Origin of the sequence: Pseudomonas morbosilactucae (genome assembly GCF_023241715.1) — a bacterium.
Lineage (GTDB): Bacteria > Pseudomonadota > Gammaproteobacteria > Pseudomonadales > Pseudomonadaceae > Aquipseudomonas > Aquipseudomonas morbosilactucae.
On sequence record NZ_JALQCW010000029.1, the window covers coordinates 18,363 to 35,288 of the forward strand.

Below are 16,926 nucleotides of genomic sequence, written 5' to 3' on the forward strand. Positions count from 1 at the left end.
CCTGCCTCCGGCGCCGCTGATTCCAGATGGCGCCTACTCCGCGAAATACCAGTCTTTGTCCGTCAGCGTTGCCTGTAACGGTACGTCCCAGCTCGCCTGATCCAGCCTTGGCACTTTCTGGCACTCATGGGCCAGCCCCAGCAGTGTCGGCTTACGCCAATTCTTGCGCCGTGCCAGGTACGCCAGGCTGCGGTCGTAGAAGCCGCCGCCCATCCCCAGGCGTCCACCGCCATCATCGAAACCCACCAATGGCAGAAGCACCAGGTCCAGGGTCCAGACTTTGCGTTGTCGTGCCGGGTTGCCCCGAGGCTCGAGGATGCGGAAGCGGTTGGGGTGGAGTTTTTCCCCGGGGCTCATGCGTTGAAAAACCATCTTGGTTCGTGGCCAGGCGCTGAGCACTGGCAGGTAGGTGGTTTTACCCCGGCGCTGGGCCTCGCGCAGCAGCAGGCGCGGGTCGATTTCGCCGTCGGTGGGCAGGTAAAGAGACAGGTGTCGGGCGCGACGAAACAGCGGGTGCTGGGCCAGTTGGCGGTACAGGTCACGGGCGGCCTGGCGTTGTTCGGCGGGTGTCAGGGCGCGGCGGGCCTTGCGCAGCATGCGTCGAAGTTGCGGGCGAGAAAGCGGCGCAGGTTCGTTCATGGGTAAGAGCTATCGATGGTCGGATAATGCAGAACAGCCTACCCGGAAACGACAATGCCAGCATGGATAACTGGCATTGGTCGAGAATTCAGGCTCCCCAGGCGAACCGCTGTCGGCTTAGCCCTTGAACCCGAAAGTTCAAGGTGGAAGATGCAGTAGGCTTTAAGGCTTTCCGTCTAGCGGACATGCACACCAGCCCAACGTGCAACCTCCAGGGTAGTGCGAATCGGCTCAGGGACATCACCAACTGGCAAGCACCCCAGGGAGTGGCGGGAGTATACCGCAACCACTTTCAGGAATCAGCTTTGCTTGTGTCCGAATCGGTGGCCAGGACCAGATCCACCCGTTCCAGCAGGTCGCGCACTTGCTCGCGGGTCGAGCCGCTGACTTGCGCGTCCGGGCGCTCCTGCTTGTGCAGCAGGTCGTGGGTGATGTTCAAGGCGGCCATCACGGCGATACGGTCGGCGCCGATGACTTTGCCGCTGCTGCGGATCTCGCGCATCTTGCCGTCCAGGTAGCGGGCGGCACTCACCAGGTTGCTGCGCTCTTCCTGGGGGCAAATGATCGAATACTCTTTATCCAGGATCTGCACGGTAACGCTATTGCTTGAACTCATGAGTCTTGCTCCAGGGCCTTGAGGCGCGAAATCATCGATTCGACCTTACGCCGGGCGATTTCGTTTTTTTCTATGAGGTGCGCGCGTTCCTCGCGCCAAGTCTTTTCCTGAGCTAATAAGAGTGTGTTTTGACTCTTAAGTTGCTCGACCCGGGTAATTAGCAATTCGAGTCTGGCCATCAGCGCGTGCAGGTCGTTGTCTTCCATTGGGTCCCACTGAATTTGTCTGATGAGTGGCAACTGGCTGGGCAAACGAGTTGACGCCCTCGATAGTCTTGGCGCGTCTGCCGATGCTAGGATACAAGCCCTTCATTCTAGACATTGCGCCGCTTGGCGCCTAGTTGCCCATGCCCATTCAGAATTCCCCGTACAACGCCTTCGCCACCCTGCTCAGCAGCAGCGGTCACCCTGTTTCGCCTGCCGAATTGCACGGCCTGTTGCTGGGACGCAGTTGCGCCGGCGCCGGCTTTGAAGTCGACGGTTGGTTGGTGGATGCCGCCGAACTGCTCGAAGGCGAGCCGCAAGATAACGTCCGCAACGCCCTGATCGGCCTGCAGGAAATGGTCAAGGGCGAGCTGACCAGCGACGACATGACCGTGGTCCTGTTGCTGCCCAGCGACGATGCGCCGCTGACCGAACGTGCCGTGGCCCTGGGCCAGTGGTGCCAGGGTTTCCTCGCCGGTTTCGGCCTCAATTCCCGTGACAGCAGTGCCCTGAGCACCGAGGCCACGGAAGTGTTGCAAGACCTTGCCGCTATTGCCCAGGTACAGGACGCGCTGGAAGAGTCCGACGACGGCGAAAGCGACTATATGGAAGTCATGGAGTACCTGCGGGTCGCTCCCTTGCTGCTGTTCACCGAGACCAACAAAAGCGTGGCACCGGCTGCCAAGCCTTCTCTGCATTAATCGTTCGACAGGAAACTCCGTCTGCCCATGATCCATATCCCGAAATCGGAATACTCCCGCCGCCGCAAGGCGCTCATGGCGCAGATGGAACCCAACAGCATCGCGATCCTGCCGGCCGCTGCCGTGGCCATTCGCAACCGCGATGTCGAACACGTGTACCGCCAGGACAGCGATTTCCAGTACCTCAGCGGGTTCCCCGAGCCCCAGGCGGTGATCGTCCTGATGCCCGGTCGCGAGCACGGCGAATACGTGCTGTTCTGCCGTGAGCGCAACGCCGAACGCGAACTCTGGGACGGCCTGCGCGCCGGGCAAGAGGGTGCGATTCGTGACTATGGCGCCGACGACGCTTTCCCCATCACCGACATCGACGACATCCTGCCGGGCCTGATTGAAGGCCGTGACCGGGTCTACTCGGCCATGGGCAGCAACCCTGAATTCGATCGCCACCTGATGGACTGGATCAATGTGATCCGTTCCAAGGCGCACCTGGGCGCCCAGCCGCCGAACGAGTTCGTTGCCCTGGATCATCTGCTGCACGACATGCGTCTGTATAAATCGGCAGCCGAAGTGAAGGTGATGCGCGAGGCCGCGAGGATTTCCGCCCAGGCCCACATCCGTGCCATGCAGGCCAGTCGTCCTGGCCTGTACGAGTTCAGCCTGGAGGCCGAGCTGGATTACGAGTTCCGCAAGGGCGGCGCGAAGATGCCGGCCTACGGTTCCATCGTCGCGGCCGGGCGCAATGGCTGCATCCTGCACTACCAGGAGAATGACGCCGTGCTCAAGGACGGCGACCTGGTGCTGATCGACGCCGGCTGCGAGATTGACTGCTACGCCAGCGACATTACCCGCACCTGGCCGGTCAACGGCACGTTTTCGCCGGAGCAGAAGGCGATCTATGAAGTGGTCCTGGCTTCCCAGGAAGCGGCCTTTGCCGAGATCGCGCCGAACAAGCACTGGAACCAGGCCCACGAGGCCACGGTGCAAGTGATCACCGCCGGCCTGGTGAGGTTGGGGCTGCTGGAAGGTGATGTCGACGAGCTGATCGCCAGCGAAGCCTACAAGGCCTTCTATATGCACCGCGCCGGTCACTGGCTGGGCATGGATGTGCATGACGTGGGCGAGTACAAAGTCGGCGACCAATGGCGAGTGCTGGAGGTCGGCATGGCGCTGACGGTGGAGCCGGGTATCTACATTGCCCCGGACAATCTGAATGTGGCTAAGAAGTGGCGCGGCATTGGCGTGCGCATCGAGGACGACGTGGTAGTGACCAAGCAGGGGTGTGAAATTCTCACCAGTGGCGTGCCGAAAACCGTGGCCGAGATCGAGGCCTTGATGGCCGCGGCCCAGGTGCCGGCGCTGTGAGCCGGGTCAATCTGGCGATCATCGGCGGTGGCCTGGTCGGCGCCAGCCTGGCCCTGGCGTTGCAAGCCGGGGCCAAGGCCCGGGGCTGGAAGATCGTGCTGATCGAACCCTTCGCTCCGGGGGACAGCTATCAACCCAGCTACGACGCCCGTTCCTCGGCGCTGTCCTTTGGCGCGCGGCAGATTTATCAGCGCCTGGGCCTGTGGCAGGAGATCTCCCGCCGCGCCGAACCGATCAAGCAAATCCATGTGTCGGACCGGGGGCGGTTTTCCACAGCACGGCTGTCGGCCATGGAAGAAGGGGTTCCGGCCCTGGGCTATGTGGTGGAAAACGCCTGGCTCGGCCAGTGCCTCTGGCAGGGGCTGGACAAGGACGTGATCAGTTGGCGCTGCCCGGCTGAAGTCACCCGTCTTGAACCCCTGGAAGCCGGCTATCGCCTGACGCTGAATGATGAAACCACCCTGGAGTGCGACCTGGCGGTGCTGGCCGATGGCGGCCGCTCCGGGCTGCGTGAGCAACTGGGGATCGGGGTCAAGAAACGCCCCTATAACCAGAGTGCGCTGATCGCCAATATCACCCCCAGCGAAGCCCACAACGGCATGGCTTTCGAGCGTTTTACCGACGATGGGCCGATGGCCCTGCTGCCCCTGGCGGACAACCGCTGTGCGCTGGTCTGGACCCGCCAGGGGATGGACGCGCAACGCCTGGCGGCGCTGGATGAGCGCGCTTTTCTCAGCGAACTGCAGGGCGTGTTCGGCTATCGCCTGGGCACCCTGAAGCAAGTGGGCGCGCGGCACCTGTACCCGTTGACCCTGGTTGAGGCCGAGGAGCAGGTGCGCTCCCACCTGGTGGTGCTGGGCAATGCCGCCCACAGCCTGCACCCGATTGCCGGCCAGGGTTTCAACCTGTCCCTGCGTGATGCCCAGGCCTTGGCCGATGCGCTGCTGGCCAGCGACCGCGTGCCGGGGGATTTCGCCACCTTGCAGGCTTATCGTGAGCGTCAGCGCCTGGATCAGGACCTGACCGTCGGCTTCTCTGACCAGGTCACCCGCTTGTTCGGCAGCCAACAGCCACTGGTGTCCCTGGGGCGCAACCTGGGCTTGCTGGGGCTGGACTTGTTGCCTCCGGCCAAGCGCTGGTTTGCCCGGCAGGCCATGGGCTTGGGGACGCGTCCCGATGCGTGAGTGGCTGACCCGGCGCCTGGGCAAGGCACGTTTGCTGCGTTGGATCATGACCCTTTACCCGCCGTATTTTGGTGCTGGCGTGCGAGTACGGCACATCAGTGCGGACTTTCGCGAAGTGCGGGTGGCCATGGGGCTGGGGTGGTACAACCGCAACTACGTCGGTACTCAGTTCGGCGGCAGCCTGTATTCCATGGTCGATCCGTTTTTCATGCTGATGCTGATGGAAAACCTGGGCCGCGAGTACATCGTCTGGGACAAGGCCGCCGCCATTGATTTCATCAGCCCAGGCAAGGGGCCGGTGTTCGTCCGGTTCAGTATCGACGAGCCGTTGCTCGACGAGATTCGCCAACAAACCGCCCATGGCGACAAGTACCTGCCGCAGTTGCAGGTGGAGATCCACGACGGCGCCGGCACCTTGGTGGCGCGGGTCGATAAAACCCTTTACGTGCGGCTCAAGCCGCAAGCGAGACAGGCTTAAAGCATGGACATGCGCGCAGATCTGCTGATTGTCGGGGCCGGAATGGTCGGTAGCGCCCTGGCGCTGGCGCTGCAGGACAGCGGCCTGGACGTGCTGCTGCTGGACGGCAGCTCGCTGACGGTCAAGCCCTTCGAACCCGAGGCCGCGTTCGAGCCACGGGTCAGTGCCTTGTCGGCCGCCAGCCAGCGGATCCTGCAACGCCTGGGGGCGTGGGACGGCGTGCTTCGGCGCCGCGCCAACCCTTATGCGGATATGCAGGTCTGGGACGGCAGCGGCACCGGGCAGATTCACTTCTCCGCGGCCAGCGTGCATGCCGAGGTGCTCGGGCATATCGTCGAGAACCGGGTGGTGCAGGATGCGTTGCTGGAGCGCCTGCACGAGTGCGACCTGGGCATGCTGGCCAATGCCCGTCTGGAGCAGATGCGTCGCTCCGGCGATGACTGGCTGCTGACCCTGGCCGATGGCCGCACCTTGCGCGCGCCTCTGGTGATTGCCGCAGACGGCGCCAATTCGGCGGTGCGCCGCCTGACCGGTTGTGCCACCCGCGAGTGGGATTACCTGCACCACGCGATCGTCACCAGCGTGCGCAGCAGCCAGCCCCATCAACGCACGGCCTGGCAGCGCTTTACCGACAACGGCCCCTTGGCGTTCCTGCCCCTTGAGCGCGATGGGCAAGAGGATTGGTGCTCCATTGTCTGGTCGACCACCCCGACCGAGGCCGAGCGCCTGATGACCCTGGACGATGACACGTTTTGCAGCGAGCTGGAGCGAGCCTTTGAAGGCCGCCTGGGCTCAGTGCTGAGTGCGGACCCGCGGTTGTGCGTGCCGTTGCGCCAGCGTCATGCCAAGCGCTACGTCGCCGAGGGGCTGGCCTTGATTGGCGATGCGGCCCACACCATTCACCCGTTGGCGGGGCAGGGGGTCAACCTGGGCTTTCTGGACGCGGCGGTGCTGGCCGAGGTGCTGCTGCAGGCGGCCGGCCGTGGCGAGCGGCTGGCCGATGCCAAGGTGCTGAGTCGCTACGAGCGGCGGCGCATGCCCCACAACCTGGCGCTGATGGCGGCGATGGAGGGCTTCGAGCGCTTGTTCCAGGCCGACCCGCTGCCCTTGCGCTGGTTGCGCAATACCGGGCTCAAGGTGGTCGAGCAGATGCCTGAAGCCAAGGCGCTGTTTGTGCGTCAGGCGCTGGGCCTCAGCGGTGATCTGCCAGCCCTGGCCAAAGCCTGAAACCCCTGGCCTGAGCCGGCTTGGCGGTGACGCCGGCCGCGCCTGCCAGGCCTATGCAACATCTGGTAACTCCTCGGCGCCGGGTTCGGTTGAGATGCTAAATGTGAGTCCTTATCATTTCGCCTCATTTTGAATTCGAGAGACTGCTCCCATGTTGGTACCTAAGCGTCTACTGACTGCCCTGGCACTCACCCTCATTGGCGGCACCGCCCAGGCGGCGGATGAGGTGGTGGTCTATTCCTCGCGGATCGACGAGCTGATCAAGCCGGTGTTCGATGCCTACACCGAGAAGACCGGGGTCAAGGTCAAGTTCATCACCGACAAGGAAGCCCCGTTGATGCAGCGGATCAAGGCCGAGGGCGAGAACGCCACGGCCGACCTGCTGCTCACCGTGGATGCCGGCAACCTCTGGCAAGCCGAGCAGATGGGCATTCTGCAGCCCTTCACCTCCAAGGTCATCGACGCCAACATTCCCCTGCAATACCGCGCATCTTCCCACGCCTGGACCGGCCTCAGCCTGCGGGCGCGGACCCTGGCCTACTCAACCGACCGGGTCAAACCGGCTGACCTGACCACCTACGAAGCCCTGGCCGGCAAGCAGTGGGAAGGTCGCCTGTGCCTGCGTACGGCGAAGAAGGTCTACAACCAGTCGCTGACCGCCACCCTGATTGAAACCCACGGTGCGGCGAAGACCGAGGAAATCCTCAAGGGCTGGGTCAACAACCTGTCCACCGACGTGTTCTCCGACGACATCGCGGTGCTGGAGGCGATCAACGCCGGGCAATGCGATGTGGGCATCGTCAACACCTACTACTACGGCCGCCTGCACAAGCAGAAGCCGGACCTGGCGGTGAAGCTGTTCTGGCCGAACCAGGGTGACCGTGGCGTGCATGTCAACCTGTCGGGCATCGGCCTGACCAAGCACGCGCCACACCCGGAAGCCGCCAAGGCCCTGGTGGAGTGGATGACCACCCCGGAAGCGCAGAAGATCTTTGCCGACGTCAACCAGGAGTTCCCGGCCAACCCGGCGGTGAAACCGTCGGCTGAAGTGGCCAGTTGGGGCAAATTCGTCGCCGACACCCTGCCCGTGGAAATCGCCGGCAAGCGCCAGGCCGAAGCCATTCGCTTGATGGACCGTGCTGGCTGGAACTAAGCCTGCCGTTATACTGCGCCCCGCTTCTGCGGGGCGTTTTTTTATTGGCCCCCTCACACATCGCAGGCTCATAACGCCCTGCACGAGAGAGCTTGCCCTTGGCCCATCCCGCCCAACGCCGTTGGTACCTGCCGGTTTTTGCCGTCGCCGCCCTGGTGCTGCTGCCGCTGAGCGTGCTGGTGCTGTCCTGGCAAAATATCGACCCGCAAATCTGGTCCCACTTGTGGGAAACCCAGATGCCGCGCCTGCTGGGCAACACCCTGACCCTGGTACTTGGAGTGGGCGTCGGCGTGACCCTGCTGGGGGTCAGCCTGGCCTGGCTCACCAGCCTCTGCGAATTCCCCGGGCGCCGCTGGCTGGACTGGGCCTTGATGCTGCCGTTCGCCATTCCCGCCTACGTGCTGGCCTTTGTCTTTGTCGGCCTGCTGGACTTTGCCGGCCCGGTGCAAAGCCTGTTGCGCGAGTGGTTCGGCACGGGCCTGCGCCTGCCGCGGGTGCGCTCCACCGGCGGCGTGATCCTGGTGCTGGTGCTGGTGTTCTACCCCTACGTCTACCTGTTGGCGCGTACCGCGTTCCTGGCCCAGGGCAAGGGCCTGATGGAAGCTGCACGGGTGCTCGGGCAGTCGCCCTGGCAGGCATTCTGGCGCGTGGCCCTGCCCATGGCGCGACCGGCCATTGGCGCGGGCGTGGCCCTGGCGCTGATGGAGACCCTGGCGGATTTCGGCGCGGTGGCGGTGTTCAATTTCGACACCTTCACCACCGCCATCTACAAAACCTGGTACGGCTTCTTCAGCCTCTCCAGCGCGGCGCAACTGGCCAGCCTGTTGCTGTTGGCGGTGATGCTGGTGCTCTATGGCGAGCGTCGGGCCCGAGGGGCCAGCCGCGCGGGTAACGAGCGGCCCCGGGGCAAGGCGCTGTATCACCTGCACGGGGCCAAGGCCTTGGCAGCCAGCGCCTGGTGCCTGCTGGTGTTCGCCTGCGCCTTTGTGATTCCCATGCTGCAACTGGTGGTGTGGTTCTGGCAGCGGGGGCGCTTCGACCTGGACGAGCGTTATGCCGGGTTGATTGTCCACACCTTGTACCTGGGTGGCATGGCGGCGCTGATCACCGTGTCCGTGGCGCTGCTGCTGGCCTTCGCCCGACGCCTGGCGCCGAACCGCACGATCAGCACCGGCGTCAGCCTGGCCAACCTGGGCTATGCGTTGCCGGGCTCGGTGCTGGCCGTGTCGATCATGTTGGCCTTCAGCTACCTGGATCGGGAGCTGGTGATCCCGTTGTCGGGTTGGCTCGGCGGGGCGGGCAAGCCGTTGCTGCTGGGCAGCCTCTCGGCCTTGATACTGGCGTACCTGGTGCGCTTTATCGCGGTGGCCTATGGGCCACTGGAAAGCAGCCTGGCGCGGATCCGTCCGTCCTTGCCGGAAGCTGCCCGCAGTTTGGGGGTCAGCGGGCCACGACTGTTTTTCAAAGTGTATCTACCGTTATTGCTGCCGGGGACCTTGAGCGCAGCGCTGCTGGTGTTCGTCGACGTGCTCAAGGAAATGCCCGCCACTCTGCTGATGCGCCCGTTCGGCTGGGACACGCTGGCGGTGCGGATCTTCGAGATGACCAGCGAGGGCGAGTGGGCGCGTGCATCTCTGCCGGCCCTGACCCTGGTGCTGGTGGGCCTGCTACCGGTGATTGGCCTGATTCGCCGCTCCGCCGCACGAATCGGTTAGGTGCCAGCCCACGACCTTGCGGCTACAATGCGCGGCATTCGGTGCGGTCCGCTGTATCAGCCGGGTCGCTGAAGCCGGTTGAAAGCCCGTGGACGCGAGGTTTTTACCCGTTTCAGCGTTGTCCGCACCTTCGCCACGCCCGGAAGGAGAAACCCATGGGACAGCGTACGCCTCTGTATGACCTGCACCTCGCCCTTGGCGCGAAGATGGTCGATTTTGGCGGTTGGGATATGCCCTTGCATTACGGCTCCCAGGTCGAGGAACACCATGAGGTGCGCCGTGACTGTGGGGTTTTCGATGTATCCCACATGACCGTGATCGACATCAGCGGCGCCCAGGCCACCGCCTGGCTCCAGCACTTGCTGGCCAATGACGTCGAGCGCCTGCAAAGCACCGGCAAGGCGTTGTACAGCGCCATGCTCAACGAGCAGGGCGGCATCGTCGACGACATGATTGTGTACCGCACCGAGGCCGGTTATCGCCTGGTGGTCAACGCCGCCACCCGGGACCAGGACCTGGCTTGGATGCAGGCCCAGCGCGGGGACTATCAAGTCCAGTTGCAGGAACGTCCGGAGCTGGCCATGTTGGCCATTCAAGGGCCCCAGGCGCGGCACAAGATCGCCGAACTGGTGAGCCAGTCCCGTGGCGCCCTGATTCAGCAGCTCAAGCCTTTTGAAGCCCATTTCGACGGTGACTGGTTTATTGCGCGCACCGGCTACACCGGTGAAGACGGCCTGGAGATCGCCCTGCCGGCGGACCAGGCCCCGGCTTTTTTCAACGATCTGGTGGGTGCCGGTATCTCGCCGATCGGCCTGGGTGCCCGTGACACCCTGCGCCTTGAAGCCGGCATGAACCTCTACGGCCAGGACATTCATCAGACGGTATCGCCCCTGGCGGCCAATATGGCCTGGAGCATTGCCTGGGAACCCAGCTCGCGCAAATTCATCGGCCGCACTGCCCTGGAAGCCGAGCGGGCGTCCGGCGTGAAGCAGAAATTGGTGGGGTTGGTGCTGGAGGAACGCGGGGTTTTGCGCGCTCATCAGGTGGTGCGCATCGCCGATGTTGGCGAAGGTGAGATCACCAGTGGTAGTTTCTCTCCTACGTTGAGCAAATCGATCGCCCTGGCGCGGGTACCGATGGCCACCGCTGACCGTGCCGAGGTGGAGATCCGTGGCAAGTGGTACCCGGTCCGGGTGGTTAAACCGACCTTTGTGCGCCACGGCAAAACCTTGATCTAACTTATTTCCGGCGTGCGTCGAGCCGCTGACATTTCTTCTTGAGGACACAGAACATGAGCGATATCCCTGCCGACCTGCGTTTTGCCGAAAGCCATGAATGGGCCCGTCTGGAAGCCGATGGCAGCGTGACCGTGGGTATCAGCGACCACGCCCAGGAAGCCCTGGGTGACGTGGTGTTCGTCGAGCTGACCGAAGTCGGCAACCAGTTCGGTGCTGGCGACCAGGCCGGTGTGGTGGAGTCCGTGAAGGCGGCTTCCGACATCTATGCGCCGGTGGCTGGCGAGGTGATTGCAGTCAACGAAGACCTCAGCGCCAGCCCTGAATTGCTCAACAGCGACCCGTACGGCGCCTGGATCTTCAAGCTCAAGCCGAGCAACCCGGCTGACCTGGACAAGCTGCTGGACGCTGCCGGCTACAAGGCCGCTATCGGCGAGTAAGCCGCTCCCCACGAGCAAGCGGCCCTGTTGCAGGTGCACGCTTGCTTGCGTTGGCCGATCAACGTGCCAACACCTCTTTCACAGCAGCTACCGAGCGCTCCACGTCGCTCAGGCTCATGCTGCTGAACATCGGCAACGAGACGATCAAGCGACCGACCCGTTCCGCCACGCTAAACATTCCCTCCTTGAAGCCGCGTTCGCGGTACAGGCTGAGCAAGTGAATCGGCGGGTAGTGATAGCCGATGCCAATCCCCCGTTCCTGCATCTGCTCCATGAAAGTGGCCCGCGCCGGCTTGCCGTCACTGCGTTCCGGCAGCACCAGTTGGAACAAGTGCCAGTTGCTCTGGGTGAAGTCCGCGGGTGGCAATTGGGCGCCGTAGCGCGCCTCGAAGTCGTTGCCGAAACATTCGAAGTAATGCCGGGCCAGGGCCCGTCGGTGGGCGGTGAGGGCATGGATATGGGCGAACTGGCCGAGGCCGATGGCGGCGGCCACATCGGTCATATTGAACTTGCCGCCCAGCACGTCCACATCCAGGCCGTCGAAGCCGTTGCGGGTCACGCCTTGCAGGCGGTATTTCTCCGCCAGGCGCACTTCTTCGGCGTTGTTCAGCACCAGGCAGCCGCCTTCGGCGCAGGTGACGTTCTTGTTGGCCTGGAAGCTGAACGACACAAAGTCGCCCGTGGCGCCGATGCGCTGGCCGTTCCAGCTTGACCCCAAGGCCTGGGCGGCATCTTCCACCACCCGCAGGCCGTGGCGCTGGGCCAGGGCGTACAGGCGCGACATGTCCACCGGCAAGCCCGCGAGGTACACCGGGATGATGGCTTTGGTGCGGGGGGTGATGGCGGCTTCGACCTGGGCCAGGTCGATATTACGGGTGACCGGATCGATATCGGTAAACACCGGGGTGGCGCCGACTTCGAGAATCACGTTGGCGGTCGCCACCCAGGAGATCGGCGTGGTAATGACCTCATCACCCGGGCCGATGCCGGCAATACGCAGGGCAATCTCCATGGTGCAGGTGCCGGAGTTGAAGGTGCGCACCGGGCGCCCGCCGAAGTACTCCGAGAGTTGTGCCTCAAACGCCTGGACCTTGGGGCCGCTGGTGATCCAGCCGGAACGCAGCACCTCGCCAACGGCGGCGATGGTGGCTTCATCGATGGTGGGTTTGGAGAACGGCAGGAAAGGCAGTTGGCTCATGACGATGGGCACCCGATAAGCGGACGATGAAGGCGTGGATAACGGCGCACCGTGGCGGCGCCAGCAAAGGCCAGCATCATGGTCCGTCTGCCGTCGCCGCGCCAGACCGTCGCTGCCGGGATCGGCTGCTATGCTGCGTTGACCGTGTTGCATCGAGGCTGAGTGCCAGCCAAGAGAGAGCCCGTCATGTCCCAGTTGTTGCCTCTGAGCCAGTTGCGCGACCCCCATGCTTTTCTGCGACGTCACCTGGGGCCCGATGCGGCCGAGCAGCAAGCCATGCTCGACAGCCTGGGGCTGGGTAGCCGGGTCGAATTGATCGAGCAGACGGTGCCGCCGGGCATCCGCCTGAATCGCCCGCTGGAGTTGCCACCCGCCCTGGATGAAGCGGCGGCGCTGGCCAGGCTGCGGGGGTATGCCGAGCAGAATGAGCTGTGGACCAGCCTGATCGGCATGGGTTACCACGGCACCCTGACGCCGACGGTAATCCTGCGCAACGTCCTGGAAAACCCAGGTTGGTACACCGCGTACACGCCTTATCAGCCGGAGATTGCCCAGGGCCGGCTGGAGGCCTTGCTCAACTTTCAGCAACTGACCATCGACCTCACCGGGCTCGACCTGGCCAACGCCTCGTTACTGGACGAGGCCACGGCAGCGGCGGAAGCCATGGCCCTGGCCAAGCGCGTGGCCAAGTCCAAGAGCAACCTGTTCTTCGTCGATGAAAACTGCCATCCCCAGACCCTGTCCGTGGTGCAGACCCGGGCCGAAGGCTTCGGCATCGAACTGGTGGTGGATACGCCGCAGAACCTGGCTGCGCATCAGGTATTCGGCGCCCTGTTGCAGTACCCGGACACTCATGGCGAGATTCTTGACCTGCGGCCGCTGATCGACCAGTTGCACGCGCAGCAGGCCCTGGCGTGTGTCGCTGCCGACTTGCTGAGCCTGTTGCTGCTGACGCCTCCCGGTGAAATGGGCGCCGATGTGGTCTTCGGTTCGTCCCAGCGCTTTGGCGTGCCCATGGGCTACGGCGGGCCCCACGCGGCGTATTTTGCCTGCCGCGACGAGTTCAAGCGGGCGATGCCCGGGCGCATCATCGGCGTCTCCCGGGACGCCCGGGCAACGTTGCCCTGCGCATGGCGCTGCAAACCCGCGAGCAACATATTCGCCGGGAGAAGGCCAACTCCAACATCTGCACGGCCCAGGTGCTGCTGGCCAATATCGCCAGCTTCTATGCCGTCTATCACGGCCCTGTGGGGCTCAAGCGCATCGCCCAACGGGTGCATCGGCTGACCTGTATCCTCGCCAGCGGCCTTGAGCGGCACGGCATCAAGCGCCTGAACCGGAGCTTCTTCGACACCCTGACCCTGGAAGTCGGCGGCAGCCAGACAGCGATCATCGAGAGCGCCAAGGCGTTGCACATCAATCTGCGGATTCTCGGGCGTGGCCATTTGGGCTTGAGCCTGGATGAAACCTGCGATGAAACCACCGTGGCCCGGTTGTTTGATGTATTTCTCGGTGCCGACCATGGCCTGGACGTCGCGCAACTGGATGCCGAGGCGCTGGAGTCGGGCATCCCCGATGAACTGTTGCGCACCAGCCGCTACCTGACCCATCCGGTGTTCAGCGCTCACCACAGCGAAACCGAGATGCTGCGCTACCTCAAGCAGCTGGAAAACAAGGACCTGGCCCTCAACCAATCGATGATCCCCCTGGGCTCCTGCACCATGAAGCTCAATGCCAGCAGCGAGATGATCCCCATCACCTGGCCGGCCTTCGCCAACCTGCATCCGTTCGTGCCTCGCGAGCAGGCGCGGGGCTATACGTTGCTGATCGATGAGCTGGAGCGCTGGTTATGTGCGATCACCGGTTTCGATGCGGTGTGCATGCAGCCCAACTCCGGTGCCCAGGGTGAGTACGCGGGGCTGCTGGCGATTCGCAAATACCATGAAAGCCGGGTGCAGGGCGGGCGGCATATCTGCCTGATCCCGGCGTCGGCCCACGGCACCAACCCGGCATCGGCGCAAATGGCCGGCATGCACGTGGTGATCGTCGATTGCGACGAGGCCGGCAATGTCGATCTTGAAGACCTCAAGGCCAAGGCCCTGGCCGCCGGCGAGCAGTTGTCCTGCCTGATGGCGACGTACCCCTCGACCCATGGTGTCTACGAGGAAGGCATCAGCGAGATCTGTGAGGTGATCCACCGCCACGGCGGCCAGGTGTACATGGACGGCGCCAACCTCAATGCCCAGGTGGGCCTGGCCCGTCCGGCGGACATTGGTGCCGATGTGTCCCACATGAACCTGCACAAGACTTTTTGCATTCCCCATGGCGGGGGCGGGCCGGGCATGGGGCCCATCGGCGTGCGCGCGCACCTGGCGCCCTTTGTCGCCAACCACCCGGTGGTGCCGATCGACGGGCCCCTGCCGCAGAACCCTGCCGTCAGCGCCGCGCCCTGGGGCAGTGCCAGTATCTTGCCCATCAGTTGGATGTACATCGCCATGATGGGCCCGCAATTGGCGGATGCCAGCGAGGTGGCGATCCTCGCGGCCAACTACCTGGCCCAGCAACTCGGCGGTGCATTCCCGGTGCTCTACAGCGGGCGTAACGGCCGGGTGGCCCATGAATGCATTCTTGATCTGCGCCCGCTCAAGGCCCTGACTGGCATCAGCGAAGAGGACGTGGCCAAGCGCCTGATGGATTACGGTTTCCATGCCCCGACCATGTCGTTCCCGGTGCCGGGCACGCTGATGGTCGAGCCGACCGAAAGCGAGTCCAAGGCCGAGCTGGACCGGTTTGTCGAAGCCATGTTGAGCATCCGCGCGGAGATTGCCCAGGTCCAGGACGGTCATTGGCCGCCTGACAACAACCCGCTCAAGGGCGCGCCTCATACGCTGGCGGACATCACTGGCGTTTGGGAACGGCCCTACAGCATTGAGCGCGCGGTATTGCCCAGCGCCCATACCAAGGCCCACAAATATTGGCCTACGGTCAACCGGGTGGACAACGTCTATGGCGACCGCAACCTGTTTTGCGCCTGCGTACCGGTGGACGCCTACCGCTGAGCGCTGTGGCTTCGTCGGGCAAAAAAAAGCCGCTTGCCTCATAAGAGGAAGCGGCTTTTTTTAGCTTGCGCAGATCATTCCTGGGCGACGGCGTTCTTCGCCAGGATCGCGTTGGCCAGTTCCATGTCCGTGGCCTGCAGGCCCGGGTTCTCGGCACGCACTTTCTGCATGGCGGCTTCCAGGTACGGACCGCGGATGCTGCCTTCACTGGCGACAAAACTACCGGCATCGTCCTGGGCAGCAACGATCAGTTTGTGGTCCTTGAAGGTCAGGTAGGTGGAACCGGTGGTGGCACCGGAGGAAATGACGTTACGCCAGAAGCTGTCGGCCATTGCCGAACCGACAGGGAGGGAAAGCAAGGCAAGTGTTGCGACAGCTATTTTTAGACGCATGGTGAGTGACTCCGACTGGGGGGTATCTGGAATAATTTGATTACAGACGACCCGAATGAGTTCCGTGGCCCGTGCATAAGGTTTTCGACCTGCGGTGGATGCTATGCAGGCGAGTGCGCGTTTCAACGGCGCTACGTGTCATCCGCGGTATGCCCGCCGGGTAAAATTTGGCACGATGCGCGGCTTCTGCCAGAGCACGGATGTTCCCCCTTGATTTTCGGCCCCAGCCCCATCGCGCTCATGTACCTGTATCTGTTGCTGATCCTTTTCGGTGTCAGCGTGGCGGGATTGGTATCCCTGGTCATGGCGCTGCGTCACCCGGAAAAACGCCAGCGGCTGCGCAAGCGTCTGTGGCTGCACGTACCCCTGACACTGGTGATGCTGTTTTTCGTCGGCCTGGGGCTCAAGTTTGTCTGGGGCATGGTGGCGCTCTCCATCGCCCAGCAAGAGCGCACCCAGGCGCTGAACCCGCGGCTGCAAGCCGATCTGCAACTGGACGAACTGCATTTCCCGGCGGGGACTCTGGTCAAGCTCGATACCCTGGACCCGGTGGACTGGAAGGGGGAGTCGCAGCTGTCGGGCCTGCAAAGCGTTGAACATGCGACGTTCACGGCGCCGCAGACGGTGCTGGGCGTGCAGGTCAGCGAAATAGAGATGCCGCTGCATTATTACTTTTCAAAACTGTTGCTGGTGGACGACCAGCCAGTGGCGGGCTGGCCCTGCAAGGGCGGCGGCTGGGTCAGCTTTGACCGCAGCGTTGAAGACCGGACCTTTCCCAGCCGCTGGCGTTTCGATGAATGCCATCTGAGCCCGGAGGCTCGGTTGGCCGATGTCACCTGGCCCGCGGGTAGCCAGGTGTTCCACGAGTCCTCAGGCTTTATCGTGCGCACTGACGGTGAGGTACCGCGTCCCGTGGCGTACCAGGGCATGCAGTTCCTGTCGCTGACCCTGGATCTGGATGAGAACCAGCAGTTGCGCCAATGGTCGGGAGTCCTGGCCAAGCCGGTGCAGCTTGGGGAATGGCATTACCCGGCAGGCATGCGCGTGCGCCAGGATGCGCCGGACCGTCTATTGTTCAGCCCGACCCAGGAGTCCACCGCGGTCAACCACCAGACCCGCAAGAAGCTGTCCGTGGGGCGCTCCATTCTGCAGCGGCGTGACGACGGCGCGGTGCTGGATATCCAGCCCAATGACAAGGTCGGGGTGATCGACTGGGAGTCGTTCGGAAGCTAGGCCCTGCACGAAAACCACCTGTGCTTCGATCATGTGGCCTTAAAGCACACTCGGAATGCGCATGGAGGTCCCTAAACTGCGCATCCTCTTT

The 16,926-nt window shown here is 63.6% G+C and carries 15 protein-coding genes, 1 other RNA gene and 1 pseudogene; 11 read left to right on the forward strand and 6 right to left on the reverse strand.

What is annotated here, in order from left to right:
• Positions 1 to 33: 33 nt before the first annotated feature.
• The 4 genes from M1B34_RS13035 to M1B34_RS13050 all read right to left on the reverse strand — a co-directional run bounded on the left by M1B34_RS13035 (position 34) and on the right by M1B34_RS13050 (position 1,461).
• Positions 34 to 639 (reverse strand): 5-formyltetrahydrofolate cyclo-ligase, encoded by a 606-nt coding sequence (locus M1B34_RS13035; RefSeq protein ID WP_268265341.1) that lies wholly within the window; start codon positions 637 to 639, stop codon positions 34 to 36.
• A 90-nt stretch (positions 640 to 729) separates the two neighbouring features.
• Positions 730 to 908, reverse strand: a non-coding RNA gene (gene ssrS / locus M1B34_RS13040) — 6S RNA.
• A gap of 23 nt (positions 909 to 931) precedes the next feature.
• Positions 932 to 1,255 (reverse strand): cell division protein ZapA, encoded by a 324-nt coding sequence (locus M1B34_RS13045; RefSeq protein ID WP_123327739.1) that lies wholly within the window; start codon positions 1,253 to 1,255, stop codon positions 932 to 934.
• On the reverse strand, positions 1,252 to 1,461 hold the full coding sequence (locus M1B34_RS13050) for a TIGR02449 family protein (protein WP_123328119.1): 210 nt from the start codon (positions 1,459 to 1,461) through the stop codon (positions 1,252 to 1,254). The genes M1B34_RS13045 and M1B34_RS13050 overlap by 4 nt, the downstream gene beginning before the upstream one ends.
• A 140-nt stretch (positions 1,462 to 1,601) precedes the next feature.
• Here M1B34_RS13050 and M1B34_RS13055 point away from each other — a divergent pair, with 140 nt between their 5' ends.
• From M1B34_RS13055 to gcvH, 9 genes are all read left to right on the forward strand, one after another.
• Positions 1,602 to 2,159 (forward strand): YecA/YgfB family protein, encoded by a 558-nt coding sequence (locus M1B34_RS13055; RefSeq protein WP_123327738.1) that lies wholly within the window; start codon positions 1,602 to 1,604, stop codon positions 2,157 to 2,159.
• Between the two features lie 27 nt (positions 2,160 to 2,186).
• On the forward strand, positions 2,187 to 3,521 hold the full coding sequence (gene pepP / locus M1B34_RS13060) for a Xaa-Pro aminopeptidase (protein WP_123327737.1): 1,335 nt from the start codon (positions 2,187 to 2,189) through the stop codon (positions 3,519 to 3,521).
• Positions 3,518 to 4,705: a 2-octaprenyl-6-methoxyphenyl hydroxylase gene (gene ubiH, locus M1B34_RS13065; RefSeq protein WP_268265342.1), complete on the forward strand. Its 1,188-nt coding sequence runs from the start codon at positions 3,518 to 3,520 to the stop codon at positions 4,703 to 4,705. The genes pepP and ubiH overlap by 4 nt, the downstream gene beginning before the upstream one ends.
• Positions 4,698 to 5,183: a DUF4442 domain-containing protein gene (locus M1B34_RS13070; RefSeq protein WP_268265343.1), complete on the forward strand. Its 486-nt coding sequence runs from the start codon at positions 4,698 to 4,700 to the stop codon at positions 5,181 to 5,183. Before ubiH ends, M1B34_RS13070 begins: the two co-directional genes overlap by 8 nt.
• 9 nt (positions 5,184 to 5,192) lie before the next feature.
• Complete coding sequence (locus M1B34_RS13075) at positions 5,193 to 6,410, forward strand: 2-octaprenyl-3-methyl-6-methoxy-1,4-benzoquinol hydroxylase (RefSeq protein ID WP_268265346.1); 1,218 nt, start codon at positions 5,193 to 5,195, stop codon at positions 6,408 to 6,410.
• 151 nt (positions 6,411 to 6,561) lie between these two features.
• The gene (locus M1B34_RS13080) at positions 6,562 to 7,563 is read left to right on the forward strand and encodes an extracellular solute-binding protein (protein WP_268262680.1); all 1,002 of its coding nucleotides are present in this window, start codon (positions 6,562 to 6,564) and stop codon (positions 7,561 to 7,563) included.
• A 98-nt stretch (positions 7,564 to 7,661) separates the two neighbouring features.
• Complete coding sequence (locus M1B34_RS13085; RefSeq protein ID WP_123328118.1) at positions 7,662 to 9,278, forward strand: ABC transporter permease; 1,617 nt, start codon at positions 7,662 to 7,664, stop codon at positions 9,276 to 9,278.
• A gap of 155 nt (positions 9,279 to 9,433) precedes the next feature.
• The gene (gene gcvT / locus M1B34_RS13090; RefSeq protein ID WP_123327732.1) at positions 9,434 to 10,516 is read left to right on the forward strand and encodes a glycine cleavage system aminomethyltransferase GcvT; all 1,083 of its coding nucleotides are present in this window, start codon (positions 9,434 to 9,436) and stop codon (positions 10,514 to 10,516) included.
• A 53-nt stretch (positions 10,517 to 10,569) separates the two neighbouring features.
• Complete coding sequence (gene gcvH, locus M1B34_RS13095; protein WP_123327731.1) at positions 10,570 to 10,953, forward strand: glycine cleavage system protein GcvH; 384 nt, start codon at positions 10,570 to 10,572, stop codon at positions 10,951 to 10,953.
• A 58-nt stretch (positions 10,954 to 11,011) separates the two neighbouring features.
• Here the strand turns inward: gcvH and M1B34_RS13100 are convergent, their stop codons facing one another.
• The gene (locus M1B34_RS13100; protein WP_268265344.1) at positions 11,012 to 12,151 is read right to left on the reverse strand and encodes a DegT/DnrJ/EryC1/StrS family aminotransferase; all 1,140 of its coding nucleotides are present in this window, start codon (positions 12,149 to 12,151) and stop codon (positions 11,012 to 11,014) included.
• Between the two features lie 186 nt (positions 12,152 to 12,337).
• Here M1B34_RS13100 and gcvP point away from each other — a divergent pair.
• A pseudogene (gene gcvP / locus M1B34_RS13105) lies at positions 12,338 to 15,210 on the forward strand (aminomethyl-transferring glycine dehydrogenase).
• A gap of 74 nt (positions 15,211 to 15,284) precedes the next feature.
• Here the strand turns inward: gcvP and M1B34_RS13110 are convergent.
• Positions 15,285 to 15,602 carry a DUF2388 domain-containing protein gene (locus tag M1B34_RS13110; protein ID WP_123327728.1) on the reverse strand — a complete coding sequence of 106 codons (318 nt, stop codon included), beginning with the start codon at positions 15,600 to 15,602 and terminating at the stop codon, positions 15,285 to 15,287.
• 210 nt (positions 15,603 to 15,812) lie between these two features.
• On the opposite strand from M1B34_RS13110, the gene M1B34_RS13115 reads away from it, so the two are divergent.
• A complete protein-coding gene (locus M1B34_RS13115; RefSeq protein WP_268265345.1) occupies positions 15,813 to 16,835 on the forward strand; it encodes a hypothetical protein in 1,023 nt (340 codons plus the stop codon).
• Positions 16,836 to 16,926 lie beyond the last annotated feature (91 nt).

Bases quoted from the DNA above. Each gene is read 5' to 3' on its own strand.
- M1B34_RS13045 (WP_123327739.1), bottom strand. From the start codon at position 1,255: ATGAGTTCAAGCAATAGCGTTACCGTGCAGATCCTGGATAAAGAGTAT.
- M1B34_RS13070 (WP_268265343.1), top strand. From the start codon at position 4,698: ATGCGTGAGTGGCTGACCCGGCGCCTGGGCAAGGCACGTTTGCTGCGT.
- gcvH (WP_123327731.1), top strand. From the start codon at position 10,570: ATGAGCGATATCCCTGCCGACCTGCGTTTTGCCGAAAGCCATGAATGG.
- gcvT (WP_123327732.1), top strand. From the start codon at position 9,434: ATGGGACAGCGTACGCCTCTGTATGACCTGCACCTCGCCCTTGGCGCG.
- M1B34_RS13035 (WP_268265341.1), bottom strand. From the start codon at position 639: ATGAACGAACCTGCGCCGCTTTCTCGCCCGCAACTTCGACGCATGCTG.
- M1B34_RS13075 (WP_268265346.1), top strand. From the start codon at position 5,193: ATGCGCGCAGATCTGCTGATTGTCGGGGCCGGAATGGTCGGTAGCGCC.
- pepP (WP_123327737.1), top strand. From the start codon at position 2,187: ATGATCCATATCCCGAAATCGGAATACTCCCGCCGCCGCAAGGCGCTC.
- M1B34_RS13080 (WP_268262680.1), top strand. From the start codon at position 6,562: ATGTTGGTACCTAAGCGTCTACTGACTGCCCTGGCACTCACCCTCATT.
- M1B34_RS13055 (WP_123327738.1), top strand. From the start codon at position 1,602: ATGCCCATTCAGAATTCCCCGTACAACGCCTTCGCCACCCTGCTCAGC.
- M1B34_RS13050 (WP_123328119.1), bottom strand. From the start codon at position 1,461: ATGGAAGACAACGACCTGCACGCGCTGATGGCCAGACTCGAATTGCTA.
- M1B34_RS13110 (WP_123327728.1), bottom strand. From the start codon at position 15,602: ATGCGTCTAAAAATAGCTGTCGCAACACTTGCCTTGCTTTCCCTCCCT.
- M1B34_RS13100 (WP_268265344.1), bottom strand. From the start codon at position 12,151: ATGAGCCAACTGCCTTTCCTGCCGTTCTCCAAACCCACCATCGATGAA.